Annotated in this window: 16 protein-coding genes; 14 read left to right on the top strand and 2 right to left on the bottom strand. The window is 57.7% G+C overall.

From position 1 onward, the window contains the following. The first annotated feature begins 65 nt into the window (after positions 1 to 65). Complete coding sequence (locus tag MKY58_RS26270; protein WP_339322688.1) at positions 66 to 1,700, top strand: thiamine pyrophosphate-binding protein; 1,635 nt, start codon at positions 66 to 68, stop codon at positions 1,698 to 1,700. A gap of 117 nt (positions 1,701 to 1,817) precedes the next feature. Here the strand turns inward: MKY58_RS26270 and MKY58_RS26265 are convergent, their stop codons facing one another. Then, a complete protein-coding gene (locus tag MKY58_RS26265; RefSeq protein WP_339322687.1) occupies positions 1,818 to 2,570 on the bottom strand; it encodes a hypothetical protein in 753 nt (250 codons plus the stop codon). Positions 2,571 to 2,769: 199 nt separating this feature from the next. On the opposite strand from MKY58_RS26265, the gene MKY58_RS26260 reads away from it, so the two are divergent. The 9 genes from MKY58_RS26260 (at position 2,770) to rlmN (ending at position 12,710) form a co-directional block, all read left to right on the top strand. Continuing rightward, positions 2,770 to 3,453 carry a cupin domain-containing protein gene (locus tag MKY58_RS26260; protein ID WP_339322686.1) on the top strand — a complete coding sequence of 228 codons (684 nt, stop codon included), beginning with the start codon at positions 2,770 to 2,772 and terminating at the stop codon, positions 3,451 to 3,453. Between the two features lie 193 nt (positions 3,454 to 3,646). Continuing rightward, on the top strand, positions 3,647 to 5,239 hold the full coding sequence (locus MKY58_RS26255) for a PTS sugar transporter (protein ID WP_339322685.1): 1,593 nt from the start codon (positions 3,647 to 3,649) through the stop codon (positions 5,237 to 5,239). A gap of 397 nt (positions 5,240 to 5,636) precedes the next feature. Beyond that, positions 5,637 to 6,611: an aldo/keto reductase gene (locus MKY58_RS26250; protein WP_339322684.1), complete on the top strand. Its 975-nt coding sequence runs from the start codon at positions 5,637 to 5,639 to the stop codon at positions 6,609 to 6,611. Between the two features lie 133 nt (positions 6,612 to 6,744). Then, positions 6,745 to 7,587, top strand: coding sequence for an SDR family NAD(P)-dependent oxidoreductase (locus MKY58_RS26245; RefSeq protein ID WP_339322683.1), 843 nt, complete (start codon positions 6,745 to 6,747; stop codon positions 7,585 to 7,587). Positions 7,588 to 7,721: 134 nt separating this feature from the next. Continuing rightward, complete coding sequence (locus MKY58_RS26240) at positions 7,722 to 9,137, top strand: hypothetical protein (protein WP_339322682.1); 1,416 nt, start codon at positions 7,722 to 7,724, stop codon at positions 9,135 to 9,137. A 128-nt stretch (positions 9,138 to 9,265) separates the two neighbouring features. After that, positions 9,266 to 9,742 (top strand): SRPBCC domain-containing protein, encoded by a 477-nt coding sequence (locus tag MKY58_RS26235; protein ID WP_339322681.1) that lies wholly within the window; start codon positions 9,266 to 9,268, stop codon positions 9,740 to 9,742. 22 nt (positions 9,743 to 9,764) lie between these two features. Further along, positions 9,765 to 10,712 (top strand): YafY family protein, encoded by a 948-nt coding sequence (locus MKY58_RS26230; RefSeq protein ID WP_339322680.1) that lies wholly within the window; start codon positions 9,765 to 9,767, stop codon positions 10,710 to 10,712. A gap of 64 nt (positions 10,713 to 10,776) precedes the next feature. Continuing rightward, positions 10,777 to 11,307 (top strand): DinB family protein, encoded by a 531-nt coding sequence (locus MKY58_RS26225; protein ID WP_339322679.1) that lies wholly within the window; start codon positions 10,777 to 10,779, stop codon positions 11,305 to 11,307. A 305-nt stretch (positions 11,308 to 11,612) separates the two neighbouring features. After that, positions 11,613 to 12,710, top strand: coding sequence for a 23S rRNA (adenine(2503)-C(2))-methyltransferase RlmN (gene rlmN / locus MKY58_RS26220; protein ID WP_339322678.1), 1,098 nt, complete (start codon positions 11,613 to 11,615; stop codon positions 12,708 to 12,710). A 91-nt stretch (positions 12,711 to 12,801) separates the two neighbouring features. Here rlmN and MKY58_RS26215 read toward each other — a convergent pair whose 3' ends face one another. Beyond that, positions 12,802 to 13,170, bottom strand: coding sequence for a DUF423 domain-containing protein (locus tag MKY58_RS26215; RefSeq protein WP_036706160.1), 369 nt, complete (start codon positions 13,168 to 13,170; stop codon positions 12,802 to 12,804). Positions 13,171 to 13,439: 269 nt separating this feature from the next. Here MKY58_RS26215 and MKY58_RS26210 point away from each other — a divergent pair, with 269 nt between their 5' ends. From MKY58_RS26210 to MKY58_RS26195, 4 genes are all read left to right on the top strand, one after another. Beyond that, positions 13,440 to 14,408, top strand: a complete 969-nt coding sequence (locus MKY58_RS26210) for a MoxR family ATPase (RefSeq protein WP_339322677.1) — start codon at positions 13,440 to 13,442, stop codon at positions 14,406 to 14,408. Further along, positions 14,409 to 15,512 (top strand): DUF58 domain-containing protein, encoded by a 1,104-nt coding sequence (locus MKY58_RS26205; RefSeq protein ID WP_339322676.1) that lies wholly within the window; start codon positions 14,409 to 14,411, stop codon positions 15,510 to 15,512. Next, positions 15,509 to 16,792, top strand: coding sequence for a hypothetical protein (locus tag MKY58_RS26200; RefSeq protein ID WP_339322675.1), 1,284 nt, complete (start codon positions 15,509 to 15,511; stop codon positions 16,790 to 16,792). Before MKY58_RS26205 ends, MKY58_RS26200 begins: the two co-directional genes overlap by 4 nt. A gap of 282 nt (positions 16,793 to 17,074) precedes the next feature. Beyond that, positions 17,075 to 17,833, top strand: a complete 759-nt coding sequence (locus MKY58_RS26195) for a hypothetical protein (protein ID WP_339322674.1) — start codon at positions 17,075 to 17,077, stop codon at positions 17,831 to 17,833. Positions 17,834 to 17,846: the final 13 nt, after the last annotated feature.

Genomic DNA, 17,846 nt, shown 5'->3' with positions numbered 1-17,846 from the left:
CTTCTTTTCGGCCCGGTCACTCCTTTACACCATAGATAAATAGAAATTTATTAGGAGGTTTTTTTATGAAAGCAGCACGCGCAGTATTGGAGTATTTGAAAGGATTAGGCGTAAGGCATATTTTCGGCATTCCCGCCGGTTCCGTCAACGTCCTGTTCGACCAGCTGGTTGAGATGCCCGAAATTACGCCCGTCGTTACCAAACATGAAGGGGCTGCCTCCTATATGGCGGCGGCCTATGCCAAATATTCGGGCCAGCTTAGCGTAGCCATCGGCTGCAGCGGGCCGGGGGGAACCAATCTTGTCACTGGCGCGGCCAACGCGATGCGCGAGCATCTGCCGGTATTGTTTTTGACGGGTGCGGTTCCGGTCAATACGGTGGGGTTGAACGCGTCGCAGGAATTGGACGCCGAGCCGGTATACCGGTCGGTCACCAAATACAGCGTGACGGTGCGCGAATCCAAGGATCTGCTGGCCGAGGTGGCAAAAGCGGTTGAAATCGCGATATCCGGCGTGCCCGGGCCGGTCCATGTAGCGATGCCGATCGACGTGCAGCAGGGCGAAGTGCAGGTTACGATTCCCGAGCCGCCGAAAAGAACGCCGATCGTGCCGGAACTGGATACGATCAAGAAGGTTGCGGAGGAGCTGGCGAAACGCGAGAGCGGATATATTTTCATCGGGCAAGGCGTACGCAGTTCGGTGGATCAGGTGCTTGAGCTTGCGGAGCTTCTCAACTGGCCGATCGTGACCACGCCGCAGGCGAAGGGATTCATTCCCGAAGAGCATCCGCTTCTGTCCGGGGTATTCGGTTTCGCGGGCCATGAAGGGACTTCGGCGCTCATCAATGATGGCGATGGACAAGCCCTGCTGATTCTCGGCTCCAGCTTGGGCGAAACTGCAACAAACAACTGGAATATGAATCTGACCAAAAATCGGTTCTGCGTGCAGATGGATTTTGACAAGACCGTATTCGGCCGTAAATACGAAATCGACATCCCGGTCCTGGGCGACATCAACCTGAGCCTGATGTTCCTGCTCGAGGAGCTGAAAGCGCTCGGACTGCCTAAAGAAGGCGCAAAAGCGTTGGAAAAACCGCAAAGTTACGTCGCGACAGAGGAATACAACACGCAAAACGTGCTGAAAAACCTGCAGAAGCATCTCCCGGCGGATACGCGCTATACCGTCGATATCGGGGAGTTCATGTCCTACGTGATCCATTACATGAACGTTCTGGATTACAACACGTTCGACATTAACGTCCATTTCGGGGCGATGGGCAGCGGCATCGGCTCCGCCATCGGATCGAAATTCGCCGATCCGGACCGTCCGGTGGTATGCATCACGGGAGACGGCTGCTTCTTCATGCACGGCATGGAGATTCTGACGGCCAAGGAATACAATTTGCCGATCCTGTTCGTCATCATGAACAATGCGCGGCTGGGCATGGTATATCACGGGCATGAGCTGCAGTACAAACGGTCGCATGCGTCCTTTGGGCAGAAGGAAATCAGCATTGCGGCAATGGCGGAAGCCATGGGCATTCCAAGCTACCGCGTCCAGGAGATGGGTGACCTGAACAAGGAAGCGCTCAGCGGACTGCTGAATGCCGGCGGACCTGCGCTTCTCGAAATCGCATTGGTGGACAACAACACCCCTCCGATGGGCGACCGCGTGAAATTTTTGTCCTCTTTCGGTAAATAATGACCCGTATGATAAAAAGGGCTCTGATCTTCGATCAGGGCCCTTTTTTTGGCGCGGCAAAAGCGTGGAACGCAGCCGGGAAGACGGCTGAGTGAACGCCGATGAGGAAAGCGCAAGTTATAGATGGCTGTATGCATTCCGGATGGAGGCCATAATCGCACCCATCGTTTGGCCTTTAAAGGCATCCGGAACGGCTTGCCCGTCCGGATTGACATAATAATATCTCTGCCCCTCCGCAACAGGGCTGTAACCCAGATCGGCCAAAGCCTGTCCCAGGTCCTCCGGCAGTTCGTCCTGTCCTGTCCGCTCCCGGAAATATGCTGTGGGATACACGCTGACGTCGATGTCCCCTTCGCCCGTATACACGACGAACAAATCCCGATCTTGCCGCACGATCCATTGGCCTTTGGAGAACAGCGATATTCTTGCTTTGTCCAAAGCCGATATGGCGTCAAGATTCACGCCGAACAGCTGGTTCAGCAGGCGGCGAACTTCAGGGCCTGCCAGCCGCCTGCCGCATTCGGCCAGCTGCAAATCGATGACGTCGCGGGGAGGGATCGGGTTGCTGCCAGCTTGCATTTCCCCTAGCCTGCGTTCGGCTGCGGCGCGGATTTCGCGTTCGGCTTCCGGGAGCACCAAGGCATGATCCAGATCCAAACCAAAAACCCGCAGCACGACCTCATGAATGACCTGCCCCGTCAAGTCCTGATCGAACGATAGAAGATATGCGTCCATAAGTTCTGCTTTGCTCATCTGCTGCCGCCGTTGTTCCAGCTCTTCCGGGCCGGCGTTTGGCATTTCCTTGGCGAGCGTCTTGTCGATTCCTTCCGTGATGATGTCCGATAACGATGCTGCGTTTTGCTGCTTCATAGAACCCTCCACCATTGTTAAAGATATCCATCCCATGCTATGAGTTTTATTATAGCGGATTCCGGCGGCCGACAAGAAGCGATTTTTTTAGACTATGCCTAGCAAAGCGTTAGGAGCATGAGGAGGAACCGGCGCATACATTAGGGTAGACATTGACCCAAGGATTGATGACATGATCCTGTGGAGGGAGGCTTCGGAAGTGGCGGTTGACTTAACATCCCCATCCTTGAACTTAAGCGCGGATTCGAACGAGGTGGTGACTTATCGCCGGGATTCGCGGAATTACATTACCCAGCTTTTTTCCCCGCAGCTGCCTGCGGCCGATATCGGGTTTTTTAATATCCGCATGAGCCGGGGCGTGATGATTACGCCGCACTGGCATACGAACTCGAGCGAAATGGTCGTGGTAATTGCCGGCGAAGTGACGACTTCGGTCTTTAACCCCAATACGCAGCGGTTAATGACATACCGGCTCGGGCCGGGAAAGGTTGCCCAATTTCCGAAGGGATGGTTCCACTGGATCGTTTCGTTGACGGACGATACCTTTATCATGGCGATCTTTGACCGTCCGAATTCGGATATCGTATACGCGGCGGATTTTCTCCGGTTTACGCCCAAAGAGATCATGGGACTGGCTTACGGCGTCAATCCGGAGGAGTTCGCGCAGGCGGTGGCGCCGATCCGGCAATCCGTCGTCCTGGGCCCGCCCGTCGAATCCCGGAATCGGGAGAACGTTCCCGGCGTTTCGCAGGGTTCGTTTTATGAGGGGGATGATGCGCGCTCCTATCCGGGACTGCAGCCGGGTTATGGACAGGAGCAGCGGCCTTCAGGCCCGGAGATGCCGCACCCGTGGCGGATGGAGCCGAACCGGTTCTGGTGGTAAATTATCGTGGAGGGGGATGCGCCCCTCTCTTTTTTTGTTCATCAAAAATGTTAACAATGATAGGTGTTCTGCCGCTTCCCGGTTGACCGGACATTTTATCGGAATAAAGGTTGTCGCTATTACATTTTACTCTTATAATATGGTAATACGGTACCATAATAAAGCGAATGAATGGCGAATAGAGGAGCACATCATGAAACGAATAGCGGTCATCGGCAGCAGCGGCGGCAATTTATATAATTTAGGGGGCAAAAACCCGGACAAGCTGGTCGGGGAAATTGCGGCCCAATGCAGCAGCGCCGGCATGGAATTGGGAGCAGTGCAATTTATCGCTGCCTCGGAATCGATGGATACGGCCAAAGAAACGACGGCGGCCGTTTTATATGGTTGGAATACGGAAGAATGCCGATTGGCAAAACGCATGGAAGGCACGTTAAAGGAAGTCAACGAGGCCGCCTTTGAGTTGGACGCCGATATGGCTGCGCTGATCGGGTCCGGACAAATCGACGGCTTGATCGTCATGAGCGCCGATCCCGAAGGCGCCAACGGCCAGGCGATCCGGGCAGCGGCGGAGAAGTCCATCCCCGTCGTCGGCACGGGCGGGACCTCCATGGCGCTGATCGGCTCGAAAGGCGCGAAGGTCATCGCCGCTTCGGGTACGACGGGCACGACCAACCGCACGCGAGCGGTGTCGTTTATAACGTCGTTATGCAAGCATTGGGGGATGAAATACGTCCCTGTGCTTGGAAGCACCGACGGCTACAAGCAGCCTGCGGGCAACCCCTGGCGGAGGATCAATCTGAAAGGGATCATGCAGTCATCCCTTCCCGGGTTTATCGCTATGGCGATCGTGTTGGCGCTCAGCCAAATTCCGGCCCTTCAAGGTTTAAGCGCCGTGTTTGACATTATGCTGAAGGCTTTGCCGGTCGTGCTGGCGGTAATCGCGGCGAAGCAAATATCCGATATGGACGAAGTGTCCATCGTAGCCGGCGTCATCGCCGGAACGCTGTCCATGAACGGCGGGATTATCGGGGGGATTCTCGGCGGAATCGGGGCGGGACTGCTGGTGCAGTTCCTGTTTGTCAAATGCGTGCAGTGGCGTTTTCCGATGACCACGGTCAATATCGTGGCCGGAGGGTTCGCCGGTCTGGTTTCCGGGCTCATCATGTATTATTTGGTGGCTCCGTTTGCGCTGCAGGCCGGAGAATTCATCAAGTACCTGATCAATCTGGCGATTTCCTTCAACCCGATCGTGGCGGGCGTGATCGGCGGCCTGCTGATCTGGCCGGCGATTCTCGGCGGAGTGTACCACGCCGCGATTTTGCCGATCGTACTCCTTGAAATGGAGAAGACGGGCAACAGCTTCCTCGGGGCCATCGATATGGTCGGGCTGGTCATGGTATCGGCAGGCATTACGTTGGCCAATCTGGTGGCGCCGAGAGACAAAGGCGAAGCGGCGGTGGCTGCCCCGGGTTTCCTGATTAACATGGGCTTCGGCACCTTTGTGGAGGCAGCCTATCCGTTCATGTTTTCGAATAAGTGGGTCTTCGGGGGAGCGATAGCGGCGGCCGGTGTCGGCGGCGGTTTGGTCGGCGTGTTTCAAGTCCGCGGCACGGCCTACGTCCCGTCGTTCATGGGGCCGCTCTTGTCCAACAACGCGGTTGGGTTTACGATCTCCATGGCGGCTGCGCTGCTGCTCGCGTTCGCGGTTACGCTGGTGGCGAACAAGGCTTCACGGAGCCGTAAAACATCGGATCGGAACCTGTCTGCCCAGCAGTCGGCATAAACGAAGAGTGATAGGATAAGACCCGGCGCGGCCCGAACTCAAGGCAGCCGGGTCTCCTTTTGCCTGTTGAAGAGCATCATTGACAAATCCGGGCGGAGAACGTATTGTTTCCTAACAACAAAAGGGTTGCTTAAAGGCGCGTTATTTTCGAACGGGGTGTTTCCGCCGGTTCTGTCCGCGGGTTATCGGTTTACGCTTGGAGCTCTGATGCCGATTGAGGTATGCTTGGTGAAGAAGGTGCCGCTACCCCGCCGGCGGGATTTGAAACGGCATATGCTTTGACGTTTTATCGTCTTTTCAGGCATGATCGGTTCGGCGGAACAATCGTGTTAGTTATTTTATGCGTCGGGATTTAGCCCAAACGTTACAAAAAAGTTGCGCAAAGGAGCGGATGTTCATGAAATTTCGCCGTCTTGGAAACAGCGGGGTCGAAGTATCTTTGCTTGGTCTCGGGACCAACGCGTTCGGCAAACGCGCGGACCAGGAGACTTCGACCCGGATTCTCCATCATGCCCTCGATCGGGGCATCAACTTTATCGACACGGCCAACATTTACGCTGGTACGGAGTCGGAACGGATCATCGGGGAGGCTCTGGCGGGAAGAAGGCATGAAGTGGTGCTGGCGACGAAAGCAGGCCTGGTTCGCGGCGAAGGTCCTAACGAGCGGGGCTCCTCGCGGTATCACCTGATGCGTGAGCTCGATGGCAGCCTGAAACGGCTGCAGACGGATTACGTGGATTTGTACCAGATCCATACGTTTGACCCGCACACGCCGCTTGAAGAGACGCTTCGGGCGCTGGACGATATGGTGCGTGCCGGCAAGGTGCGTTATATCGGCGCTTCCAATTATGCAGCCTGGGAGCTCATGAAGGCGCTTGGGATCAGCGAGATGAAAGGGCTCACCCGTTATGTATCCCTTCAAACCAGCTATTCGCTCGCCGATCGTACGCCGGAGCAGGAGATGATCCCCCTCTGTCTGGATCAAGGCGTAGGCATCATTCCGTATTTCCCGCTGGCCGGGGGCATTCTGACCGGCAAATACAGCTTCGCCGACCGGGCACCGCTGAAATCGCGGGCGCAAACGGACCCGAGCTTTGGCCGGTTTATCAACGATCAGACGTTGACGCTTTCCGAGCAAGTGAGCCGGATTGCCGGAGAACACGGCTGCACGCCCAGCACGCTATCGCTCGCCTGGCTGATGGAACAGCCTGCCGTTTCGACCGTCATCGTCGGGGCGACCCGTCCCGAGCAGCTGGACGAAAACCTGAAGAGCTTGGAGCTGAATCCGGACGCGGAGGCTTTGAGCCGGCTGAACGAGATCAGCGAGCCCTTCCGGTACGGCAAGCCCTTTGCGACGTATCGGTTGACTTAACCCTATTGCCGTTACAGACGGTGCGGATAGCCGCGCCTTCCGTGACGGCATATTTTTTTTGCATTTATGACATTTGGTGACGTAGTTCCCCTGTATGATCAGTATAAACAATGACAATGAAGGAGCTGATACGATGGAAAGACCGCTTGATGGGAAGATTGCTCTCGTTACCGGAGGGAGCCGCGGAGCGGGACGGGGAATCGCGATAGAGCTTGGGAAGGCCGGAGCGGTTGTTTACGTTTCCGGAAGGAGCTTGCGCGGCGAGTCGACCAACGGTTTTCCCGGAAGCATCGACGAAACCGCCGAAGAAATACTCCGTTTAGGAGGCCAGGCGGTGCCATGCCGGTGCGATCATACGCGGGACGAGGATACAAAAGCTCTGATCGAAAGAATCCGCCAAGAGCAGGGGCGGCTTGATATTTTGGTAAACAACGTTTGGGGACTGCATGATTTCGAAGCAAATCTAAAGCCGCAGGCTTTTTGGGAATACCCGTTAAAGATGTGGGATGCGGTATTTCAGAGCGGCGTGCGTGCCCAAATAGCGACCAATCACTACGCCATTCCGCTGATGCTGGAAACCGGCAGGGGCATCATCGTGCATACCACCTTTCGGGATCAGGACAAATATTTGTCGACCTTTTATTACGATCTTGCCAAAAATGCAATCCATCGAACCGTGTTCGGCCTCTCTCACGACCTGAAAAATACCGGCATTACGATGGCGGCGGTTTCTCCCGGTTGGATGAGAACAGAGCTTGTGCTGAAAAATTTCGGCACCGACGAAGATCATTGGCAAGAGGTGGAGGCCCTCAGCCGTACCGAGTCGACCTATTATGTCGGGCGGGCCGTATCCGCATTAGCGGCAGACCCTAACAGGCACGATAAACACGGGCAGGTGCTGCAGGTAGGCGACCTTGCGCTGGAGTATGGTTTTACGGATATTGATGGGCGATATATCCCTCCATTTGTAATATAGAATGTTGCTTGTAGCAGTACCCTGATTTTGCCCGAGCTTGCTTGGACGCCCAAAAAGCCAGGCCATGAACCCATGCCCAGGCCCCTGCATAACATATAGCACACTTTGCAGCAGGGGAAGGGAGTGACCCTGACATGGTCATTCATTTAACGGCAATTCATTACGTGTATCTGGCGTTTATCGTGTTTATTATGGCGCTGCTTATCCGGCGGCGGGATACGACGATGATTTGCGTCGCGGGCATTTTTGCGCTCGGCATGCTGGCGACGGGCACGATCAGCGGCTCCGTATCCGGGGTGTTCAATTCGTTTATTTATGCGACTAAAGAGCTGATGGGGACGATCATGATCATCTCCATTATCGTCGCGATGAGCCGCGTGCTGATCCGAACCGGCATCAATGAGGCGATGGTGGCGCCGCTCACGAGGTTCCTGCGGACGCCGGCATTGGCCTACTGGGGCATCGGGATCATCATGATGGCGACGTCCTTTTTTTTCTGGCCTTCGCCGGCCGTCGCGCTGATCGGCGCGGTGCTGCTTCCGGTTGCGCTTCGGGTCGGCTTGCCCGCCTTGGGCGCGGCGATGGCGATGAATTTGTTCGGCCACGGCATCGCGTTGTCCGGCGACTATATTATCCAGGGAGCGCCGAAGCTCACGGCCGACGCGGCCGGAATTCCGGTGGCGAGCGTCATGGAAGCCAGCGTGCCGCTTGTGATCTGCATGGGGGTCGTTACGACCGTAACCGCATTTTGGATGATGCGAAAGGACCTGAAAAAAGGAACGTGGAGGGACGGATTGGTGACCGTCAAAAGCGCGGGGAACACCCTCGCCGCCAGCGGCGAAGAGGATGAACAAGGCTTGAAGCTGCCTGCCGGAACCAAAAACATGCTGGCCGTGGCGATTTTGCTCCTTTTCCTGGCCGACGTCGCGGCCATGTTCGTGCTTAAGCTCCAAGGCGGCGATGCGACGGCGCTCGTCGGAGGCACGGCGGTGCTCATTCTGATCGTGATATCGCTTATTGCCCATAAAAACCGGGGGCTTGAGAAAATCACCTCCTATTTGATCGACGGCTTCGTCTTCGGTTTTAAGGTGTTCGGCCCGGTCATTCCGATCGCCGCCTTTTTTTACTTGGGCGATTCGGCGTTCACCGACTTGTTCGGGAAGGTTTTGCCCCAGGCCTCGCATGGCATCGTCAACGACCTCGGCGTAGCCCTGGCCGGCTTGGTTCCCCTCAACGGGGCGGTCGGAGCCGTGACGCTGACGATTACGGGCGCGATCACCGGCCTGGACGGCTCGGGCTTCTCCGGCATCTCGCTTGCAGGCTCCATCGCCCAGCTGTTTGCGGCGGCGACGCATACGGGTGCGGCAACGCTGACGGCATTGGGCCAAGTAGCGGCGATTTGGGTCGGAGGCGGCACGCTGATCCCGTGGGCGTTGATCCCGGCGGCGGCCATTTGCGGGGTCAGCCCGTTCGAGCTCGCCCGCCGCAATCTGAAGCCGGTGCTGATCGGACTGCTTGCGACGACGATATTAGCGATATTTCTGCTGTGAACGAATATGGCCGAATAGCAACGGCCTCAAGGAGTTTAAGGAATCGGCGTCGAATGATTTGTCAGGGCTTCATCGCCCTGATTTTTTTATGAACGCAGGGCCCATTCAAAGATTGGAGGCGACGCACCATGGTTAAGTCCGGAACGGAGCAAGAATCAGGGAACGGGCAGCAGGCCAAACCGGTCGGTTTGACGGCCGCCGCGGGTTTTCAAATCGGAGTACGAAGAACCTTGCCCTTGTCGGTGCAGGAGGCTTGGTCGCTTTTGGTCTCCCCCGAGGGAATGAAGCTGTGGATCGGCAAGGCGGACGGGCTGGACCTGAAACCGGGAGAAACCTTTGCCGCGGCAGAGGGAGTTACGGGAGAGCTCGGGGTGGTCAAGCCGCCGGAGCAGCTGCGGATGAGATGGCAGCGTCCCGGTTGGAATCATCCGTCCACGCTGCAAATCCGCGTGCTGCCTGCCGCGCAGGGGAAGGCGACCGTCAGTTTTCATCAGGAAAAGCTGGAGGACATGCATGCCAGGGAAACGATGAAAAGCCACTGGGAAGGGGCGCTTGAAGGCCTTCGCGCACTGGCGGACCGAACCGGAAAAATAAGCCGAAATTGATGAGCAAGGAGCCGACGTCCCTATGAACAGAACAGACCGGCTGCTGGCGATCGTGCTGGAGCTGCAAAGCCGAAAAATCGTTCGGGCCGAAGAGCTGGCCGAGCGGTTCGAAACAAGCGTCCGCACGATCTACCGCGATATGCAAGCGCTCAGCGAGGCGAACGTGCCGGTTGTGGGCGCTCCCGGGCAAGGCTACTCCCTGATGGAGGGATATTTTTTGCCTCCCGTCAGCTTGACGGCCGCTGAGGCGGTCGCCCTGCTGCTGGGCGGCGAGTTCGTGCAAAAGAAGCTGGAGCCGAATTACGGCGTTCATGCCGTATCCGCCAACGCCAAAATCGAAGCCGTTCTCCCCGAAGCCGTACGCGCCGAAGCCGGCCGGATCCGGGCTACCATGCGCCTGCTGCAGACCCCGGAGGCGGACGCCGGCAGGATGGAGCGGGAAAACTTGGAGCTGGTGCGCCGGGCGCTCCTGGAGCGGAAGAAAATCCGCTTCCGCTACGTCAAAGCCGGTCCGGGGACGGAGGGGAGCCGGGTGAGCGAACGCACCGCGGCTCCTTATGGCCTGATCTATGACCGGGGAGCCTGGCTGCTGGTCGCGGCCTGCGAGCTGCGCGGGGATATTCGCCATTTCCGGGTATCCCGCATGTCCGAACTTTGCGTGTTGGCGTGTGGCTATGAGCTTCCGGGCGGATTCGACCTGGAGAAATACAGGCCGGCCGATGACCGCGAGCTTGTGATTCTCCTGTCGGCCGACCGTACGATCGAAGGCCGAATCAGAGAGTCGGACAACTACTATATCGACGCTTTGGAGGAACATCCGGACGGACTTCATATCCGGATGCGCGTCCGTCGCATCGAGGAGGTTCTGCATTGGATCATGGGCTGGGGGTCGGCCATGACCGTACTCGAGCCGGAAGCCCTTCGCGAGCGAATTCGGAAAGAAGCCGAAAAACTCCTGAAACGCTACTGACATAACGGTGTCAGTAGCGTTTTGTTATGGTTATTCCAGAACCAATAACCAAGGAGTGATTGCGATGAATACAAAAGAAACGATCCGCAGCCTGGAGAACATCACCGGGCATTACATCGGGGAGCTGGAACGCTTCAGCCTGGAGGAATTGCACCGCAAGCCCGGCGAAGAGGAATGGTCGCTTGGGCAAATGTACATGCATTTGATTCAGGCATCCCTGCATCTGCATTTAAGGAACGTCCGGGCATGCGCCGAATCCGCTGAGGGCGTCGCCACGGCCGGAGAGAAGACGGAACGGGGGAAGATTGCCTTCTTAAACGGGGAGTTTCCGAACATCCGGATCCAAGTCCCGCCATCCCCGGCGTATACGCCGCCGCAACCCGCGAGCAAGGAGCAAATGATCGACGGCTTGCGTTCGGTCCTTGACGGCATGAGAGACGCCGAGCCTTTGGTGCATCAGGCCCCGCTGCAAAACAAGCTGGTCCACCCCGGTTTCGGCGCTTTACATGCGGCCGAGTGGTTCATGCTGGTAGAAATGCATTTCCGGCATCACTTGCGGCAAAAGGAACGGCTCGAACGGTTTTTGGCAATTTGACGATCCATCCGGAATCTATGAACCTGCCGCTGGCTGACAGCGTCAGGTTTTCTTTTTCATAAGCCCCATCCGCGGGAGTCCCCTTTTTGGCATATAGGCAAGCAAGACACCCGTTGCAGGGACGGTTGTACGCGCCGGGAAAAACGGGCAAGGGTGGACAAACGCAAGGGTTGCCGCAAATCCTGCCTGTCTCCCCTTGTTTTGCTAATGAAATTTTGGGACAATAATGACAGATTTTCGTTCCAATCTGGTAAAGTAGAGAGGGACGAGAATTTTACGCTTTTGGAAAAGAGGAACGTAAACCAATGAGCAAACCATCCATTTATGGACTCACTGTGGACCAGCTGGCCGCTTGGCTGGCTGAGCATGGACATAAAAAATCACGCGCCCAGCTTGTTTGGGAAGGACTGTACCGCAAACGCGTGACGGCATTTTCCAGGATGCCGGAGCTGAAGCCGGAATGCCGGACGCTGCTGGAGGAGCATTTTGCGATTCAAACGTTGGAGGAGCATACCCGCCAGGAATCCGCCGACGGCACCATTAAGTTTCTGTTCCGCCTGCAGGACGGCAACCTGATCGAAACCGTTCTGATGCGCCATAAATTCGGCCTGTCCGTATGCGTGACGACGCAGGTGGGCTGCAATATCGGATGCAGCTTTTGCGCGAGCGGCCTGCTGAGCAAAAGCCGGGACCTGACCAGCGGCGAAATCGTGGAACAGGTGATGAAGGTCCAGCTTTTCCTGGACGGCCGGCAAAATAACGAGCGGGTCAGCCATATCGTCGTGATGGGCATCGGTGAGCCGTTTGACAATTTCGAGCATATGTCGAATTTCATCCGGGTCATCCGCGACCCTAAAGGTCTGGCGATCGGTCCGCGGCACATTACGGTGTCGACAAGCGGCCTGGTGCCGAAGATCCGCGAATTTGCCGACAGCGATCTCGGAACGAATCTGGCGATTTCCCTGCACGCGCCGAACAACGACATCCGCACGCGAATCATGAAGATCAACCGGGCGTATCCGATCGAGCCGCTGATGGAGGCGATCGATTATTACCTGGAGAAAACGAACCGCCGAATCACGCTGGAATATATCCTGCTGAAGGACGTCAACGACCAGCCGGAGCATGCGCAGGAGCTGGCGGAGCTGGTAGGCAGCCGCCGGAACCTGGCGAACGTGAACCTGATCCCGTATAATCCGGTCGACGAGCACAGCCAGTATCAGCGGAGTTCCAAGGAGACGATTACCGCCTTCTACGATACGCTGAAAAAAAACAATATCAGCGTCAGCGTGCGGCTTGAGCATGGCACGGACATCGATGCGGCCTGCGGCCAGCTGCGCAGCAAGCAAATCCAGAGCGACCGCGCGCGCGGGGCAAAGGCAAACCGGGCAGCAAACGAGTAATCTTGTCGGACCAATCAAAAGAGCGCAATCCCTTACTTCCGGGATGCGCTCTTTTTTCGGTCAAAAACGGCCATGCGTTAAAGCTTTTTTTTCACCCTTGCGCCGCCGCAACGATAAACAACACCCATCCGGCCAAAAAAGCCACGCCGCCCAGCGGCGTGATGGCGCCGAGCTTCCGGATGCCGGTGAGGCTAAGCGCGTACAGGCTGCCGGAGAACAAAACGATCCCCGCAAAAATAAACCAACCCGCCAGCACGGCCAGGGAAGATTGCTCCGCCATGCCCGCATAAAGACCGATCAGCACAAGGCCAAGCCCGTGGGCCAAATGGTATTGCACCCCCGTCTGGTATGTTTTCTGCTGGCTTTCGTTCAACCGTTCCTTCAGGGCATGCGCTCCGAAAGCGCCAAGCGCTACCGCAAGAAACAGCATGATCCCGCCAAGAATCAGCATCGTGTCCAAGTCATATCACCTCTTAAGCCCATATTACCGATGGCATGGCGCAGGAGTCAATGTTGGGCTCCGCCGCGAATTCGGCCGGGAACGTTTTATAGTCTCCATTTGCCCGAATTATTTGTTAAAATGGTTGAGAAAGGAAACCGGAATACAGGGCAGTTCCAATTTCAACATACACTCCCTCCATGTTGCAAGCGCTTTTATATATTTGGCGCCGGCTTCGATTGGAATCGAAGGCATCAAAATGGAGGCAAGGAGGAAGGACGGGGATTGATATGGAGATCGTTCATCAGCTCGGGCAAAAATTGAAGCAAAATATCGCTAACGTGATCGTCGGCAAGGAACGCGAGGTCGATCTGCTGCTGACGGCGCTGCTGGCGTCGGGGCATGTGCTGCTGGAGGACGTCCCGGGGACGGGCAAAACGCTGCTGGCCAAAAGCCTGGCGGCGTCGCTTAGCCTCAGCTTTCAGCGGATTCAGTTCACGCCGGATTTGCTCCCTTCGGATTTGACGGGGATTCATTATTTCAACCAAAAGGACGGGGAATTCCACTTCCGGCCCGGGCCGCTGTTTGCCCGCATCGTGCTGGCCGACGAGATCAACCGCGCCACGCCCCGGACGCAGTCCAGCCTGCTGGAATGCATGGAGGAGCGGCAGATCAGCATCGAAGGGCGAACGATGCCGCTGGAAAGCCCGTTTATGGTGCTTGCGACGCAAAACCCGGTGGACAACCAAGGGACGTTTCCGCTTCCCGAAGCCCAGATGGACCGCTTTTTGATCCGGATGAAGCTAGGATATCCATCGTCGGCGGAGGGCGTCGAAATTTTAAAAAGAACGGCGGCCGCCGCGGGCAGCCTGAAGCCGGGGGAACCTGCGCGGACGGCAACGGCCGAAGAGGTGCTTGAAGCGCAGCGGCTGTGCGGACAGGTCCGGGTGGCCGACGATTTGCTCGGTTATATCGTCGCTTTGGCCGAAGCGACCCGGAGCCATGACGAAACGGCGCTCGGCATCAGCCCGCGCGGGACGCAGGCGCTGCTTCGCGCCGCCCAGGCTTATGCGGCGCTGCAGGGAAGGGACTACGTGCTGCCGGACGACATTAAGCAGCTTTTGCTGCCGGTATGGTCGCACCGGCTGGTGCTGAGAAAGCGGCATGAAGCCGGAAGCCATGCGGAGCGCATCCTCGCGGGGATTTTGAACGGGATTCCGGTTCCAAGCGAAAAAGAACTCGAAAGCGGCGTGAAGTAGATGGCGGTGTTATGGCTGTTCCTTGCCTGCGGCGCCGTCATGGTGCTGCAGGGACTTGTTCTCGGGAAATATGCGCTCGGCAAACTGAACTACGACCGCCATTTCAGTACCCGGACATGTTACGCAGGGGACTGGATCGAGATGGTGGAGGTCATCGAAAACAAACGCCGCGTGCCGATCCCTTGGCTGCGGCTGGAAGCGATGTTGCCCGCATCGCTCGGATTCAAGCGCAGCAAGGAAACGTGGGTCAGCGAAGGCGAGATTTACCAAAACCATACGAGCTTTTTCTCGCTGCCCGCCCGAACGCGGATTACCCGGACGCACCAGATTCAGTGCCGTGGACGGGGCATCTTCCGCATGGATACGGCAACGATGACCGGCAGCGATTTGTTTGCGATGTATACGCCGTCCCTGAAAGTGAACCTGAACAAACGGCTGGTGGTTTACCCGTCGCTGCGCAGGGACGAAGAGCTGCCGTCTTCCTGGAAAACCTGGCAGGGCGAGCTGGCCGTCCGCCGCTGGATCGTCGAGGATCCGTTTCTGTATACGGGAGTCCGAAGTTACGCGCCGGGAGACGCGATGAATCGCATCCACTGGAAAGCCAGCGCGAGAAGCGGGGAACTCCAGGTACATCAGCATGGCTACTCGGCCGATCCGAAGGCGATGATTCTGCTCAATATCGAGGTGTCGGAGCAGATGTGGAACGTGGTGACCAAACCTGAGGTCATCGAAGATGCACTGTCCTATGCTGCGACTTGCGCCGCGGCGCTCATCCGCCAGGGGATGGCTGCCGGGTTTGCGAGCAATGCCTGTCTTTCGCCCCATGCCGACGCCAGCCGGTCGGAGCTGATGCCGGATTACGGCCAAGCGCACCTGGAGGCCGTGCTGGAGGCGATGGCCGCCGTCGAGATGAAAGTCCAAATGCCGTTTCATGAGCTTCTCCGGCTTGAAGCCGAAGCGGAGAGGACGGATGCGATCGACTACTTCCTTGTAACGCCCCATGTCTCCCCCGCGATCCGGGACGCCGTTCGGAAGTTGGAGCAGCGGGGCCATCGCGTATCGATCGCCGATGTATACGATGGGACCAAGGAGGCGGGGGCATGATGAAGCAAAAGAAAGGCACGGCCATGCGGCGCGTGCTGTCCGTGATCGGGAACTCGCTCCTCGAGACGGCGGCCTGTTATCCGTTTTTGCTGCTTTACATGGCGTTTGCGATGGATCTCGTTCCCGGCTGGCTGCTGCCGCTCATTTGGCTGCTGCATGCTGCGGGGACGCTGACGGGCATCCGGCAGGCCCGGGGAGGAAAAGCGCTGCTGCCTGCCGCGGCCCTGATCGCCGCCGCCTTGATTCCGCTGGCGGCAACCGGCCTTCGGGCGGGCGTTCTGGCGGCGCTCGTTTCGTTCATCGCCGTGTTTCGCGGACTCGTCGTCGGCCGCAAGGAACTGTGGCGGGAAATCGATCTGAAGCTTCCGTTGGCCGGGCTTGGGGCCGCTTTGATCGTGTACGGCTTTTCCTCCAGGGTGGGCGCCCTTGAGCCGTACCGCATCTCGCTTTATTTCATGAGCCTGTTTACGTTGTTTGCCGTTCTGCTGCGCTGGAACGGAGACCGCGTCCGCGATGCCTCCAACGCGCAGGAGACGGACCGTCAGCTCCTCCGCCGGATTGTGGCCAGAAACCGCCGGATGACGTGGCTGACCATCGCCGTTATCGCGCTGCTAAGCTTGTGGAACGGTCTCGGCGAGGGGCTGGCCTATGCCAGGCGTTGGCTGGCCGAGTGGCTGCGCGGCTTGGGCGGCGGGGAGAAGCCGCAAGCGGTGCAGGAACCGCCGGCTCAACCCCAGCAGCCCGATCTTGGGCTTCCTCCAGCGTCCCCCACGCCGCATTGGGTACAGGTCGCAAGCCAGCTCCTGTTTTACCTGCTGGCAGCAGCCGTGGCGCTCGTCCTGTTGTTCCTGTTATACCGCCTGCTGCGGCGCTGGCTTCCGGAAAGCCTTCGCGCCTGGTTGGCCCGGCTGGCGCAGCGGCTGCGGCTGATGCGCGAGATCCGGCGGACGACGCTGGATGAAGGGGATTACGTTGACGAGGTGGAGAAAATCGAACCCGTGCAGAAGCGGCCCGGAAGGCGGTGGAGAAGGCGTAACGACGATGCAGCCGGGGCCGGGAGCGGGGACCCGCGCCGGGCTTACGCGAGCCTGATCCGCCGTGCCGTCAAGCAGGGGTATGCTTTCCGCTCAAGCCTTACCCCGTCCGAAAACGCGGAACTGATCTCCGCCAAAACTGAATATACCAATCTCGCCCCCCATGAGGTGGAGCAGGTGGTCAGACGTTATAACCAGGTCCGGTACGGGGCTGGGACGAAGCCGGAGGATGGTTCAAAACGATAGTCCGTGTATATCCAATGATTTTGATTTTAAACCGCCATGTACGGGAAATGGCCCGATTCGGATGCGTCCGAATCGGGTTTCTTGCTGATGCTTGAAAAGGAAAGCTCCGCAGGCAAACCCCTTTTCAACATGGAAGCCGATTGACTTCAGCCTGTCATTCCTCGAAACGCCCGTGCGAAGGTTCGGTTTTTGGGGTAAGCTGAGGATAGGAACGTCTTATGCCTAGAAGCCTCAACGGGGGCTTCATAGTCACTAGGGCAGAGAACGCAGGAGGCTGACGGCTTGAAGTTCGCACCGTTTTTTCGGCATTATAAGCAGGCGATAGGATCGTTGCCATCCGGACGGAGCCTGGGGAAAGAGGATCTGTTGACGGATGTTTTTCTCATGGCGACGGAGGGGCGGCTCGAAATGTTTTACGCACCCCATAACGAATACCTGAACCGTTCCGCGCGAATCGTCATCATCGGGATTACGCCCGGCTGGACGCAAATGAAGACAGCGTTTCAAGCGGCGCGGACGGCCCTCGCCGAAGGTCTGCCGGACGAAGAGGTTTGCCGCCGGGCCAAACAGGCAGCCGGGTTTGCAGGTTCGATGCGCAGCCACCTCCAAGACATGCTGGATCGTCTGGGGCTGCCGGAATATTTGCAGATTTCGTCCAGCAGCGCGCTTTTTGGGGAGTCCCGGCATTTGCTGCATACGATCTCTTTGCTGCGTTATCCGGTGTTTGCGGAGAAGCGCAATTATACGGGGGCCCGCCCCGACATATGGTCTTCGCCGCTGCTCCGGCAGCAGGCTTTATCCGTAGGCGAAGAGCTGGAGGAATTGCGTGAAGCGCTGATGATCCCGCTGGGCAGGGCCGTGGAACGGGTTCTTCGGCGGTTCGCGGAACAGGGGAGGATCAGGGAGGAGCAGGTTTTATGGGGATTCCCGCATCCTTCCGGGGCCAACGGGCACAGGCACCGCCAGTTTGCGGAAAATGAAGTGCCGATGCGGCGTAGATTATCGGTTTTTTTCGGAGGCCCGGAAGCAGGGACGACCTAGGAGGGAGCAAAAA

Origin of the sequence: Paenibacillus sp. FSL W8-0194 (assembly GCF_037969745.1) — a bacterium.
Lineage (GTDB): Bacteria > Bacillota > Bacilli > Paenibacillales > Paenibacillaceae > Paenibacillus_AQ > Paenibacillus_AQ cookii.
The sequence above is the reverse complement of the archived record's forward strand: the minus strand, read 5'-3'. Positions and strand labels throughout refer to the sequence as shown.

Excerpts from the sequence above, each read along its gene's own strand:
- MKY58_RS26240 (WP_339322682.1), top strand. The coding sequence starts at position 7,722 with ATGGTCATTCATTTAACGGCAATTCATTACGTGTATCTGGCGTTTATC.
- rlmN (WP_339322678.1), top strand. The coding sequence starts at position 11,613 with ATGAGCAAACCATCCATTTATGGACTCACTGTGGACCAGCTGGCCGCT.
- MKY58_RS26235 (WP_339322681.1), top strand. The coding sequence starts at position 9,266 with ATGGTTAAGTCCGGAACGGAGCAAGAATCAGGGAACGGGCAGCAGGCC.
- MKY58_RS26210 (WP_339322677.1), top strand. The coding sequence starts at position 13,440 with ATGGAGATCGTTCATCAGCTCGGGCAAAAATTGAAGCAAAATATCGCT.
- MKY58_RS26265 (WP_339322687.1), bottom strand. The coding sequence starts at position 2,570 with ATGAAGCAGCAAAACGCAGCATCGTTATCGGACATCATCACGGAAGGA.
- MKY58_RS26230 (WP_339322680.1), top strand. The coding sequence starts at position 9,765 with ATGAACAGAACAGACCGGCTGCTGGCGATCGTGCTGGAGCTGCAAAGC.
- MKY58_RS26200 (WP_339322675.1), top strand. The coding sequence starts at position 15,509 with ATGATGAAGCAAAAGAAAGGCACGGCCATGCGGCGCGTGCTGTCCGTG.
- MKY58_RS26205 (WP_339322676.1), top strand. The coding sequence starts at position 14,409 with ATGGCGGTGTTATGGCTGTTCCTTGCCTGCGGCGCCGTCATGGTGCTG.
- MKY58_RS26245 (WP_339322683.1), top strand. The coding sequence starts at position 6,745 with ATGGAAAGACCGCTTGATGGGAAGATTGCTCTCGTTACCGGAGGGAGC.
- MKY58_RS26225 (WP_339322679.1), top strand. The coding sequence starts at position 10,777 with ATGAATACAAAAGAAACGATCCGCAGCCTGGAGAACATCACCGGGCAT.
- MKY58_RS26250 (WP_339322684.1), top strand. The coding sequence starts at position 5,637 with ATGAAATTTCGCCGTCTTGGAAACAGCGGGGTCGAAGTATCTTTGCTT.
- MKY58_RS26270 (WP_339322688.1), top strand. The coding sequence starts at position 66 with ATGAAAGCAGCACGCGCAGTATTGGAGTATTTGAAAGGATTAGGCGTA.
- MKY58_RS26255 (WP_339322685.1), top strand. The coding sequence starts at position 3,647 with ATGAAACGAATAGCGGTCATCGGCAGCAGCGGCGGCAATTTATATAAT.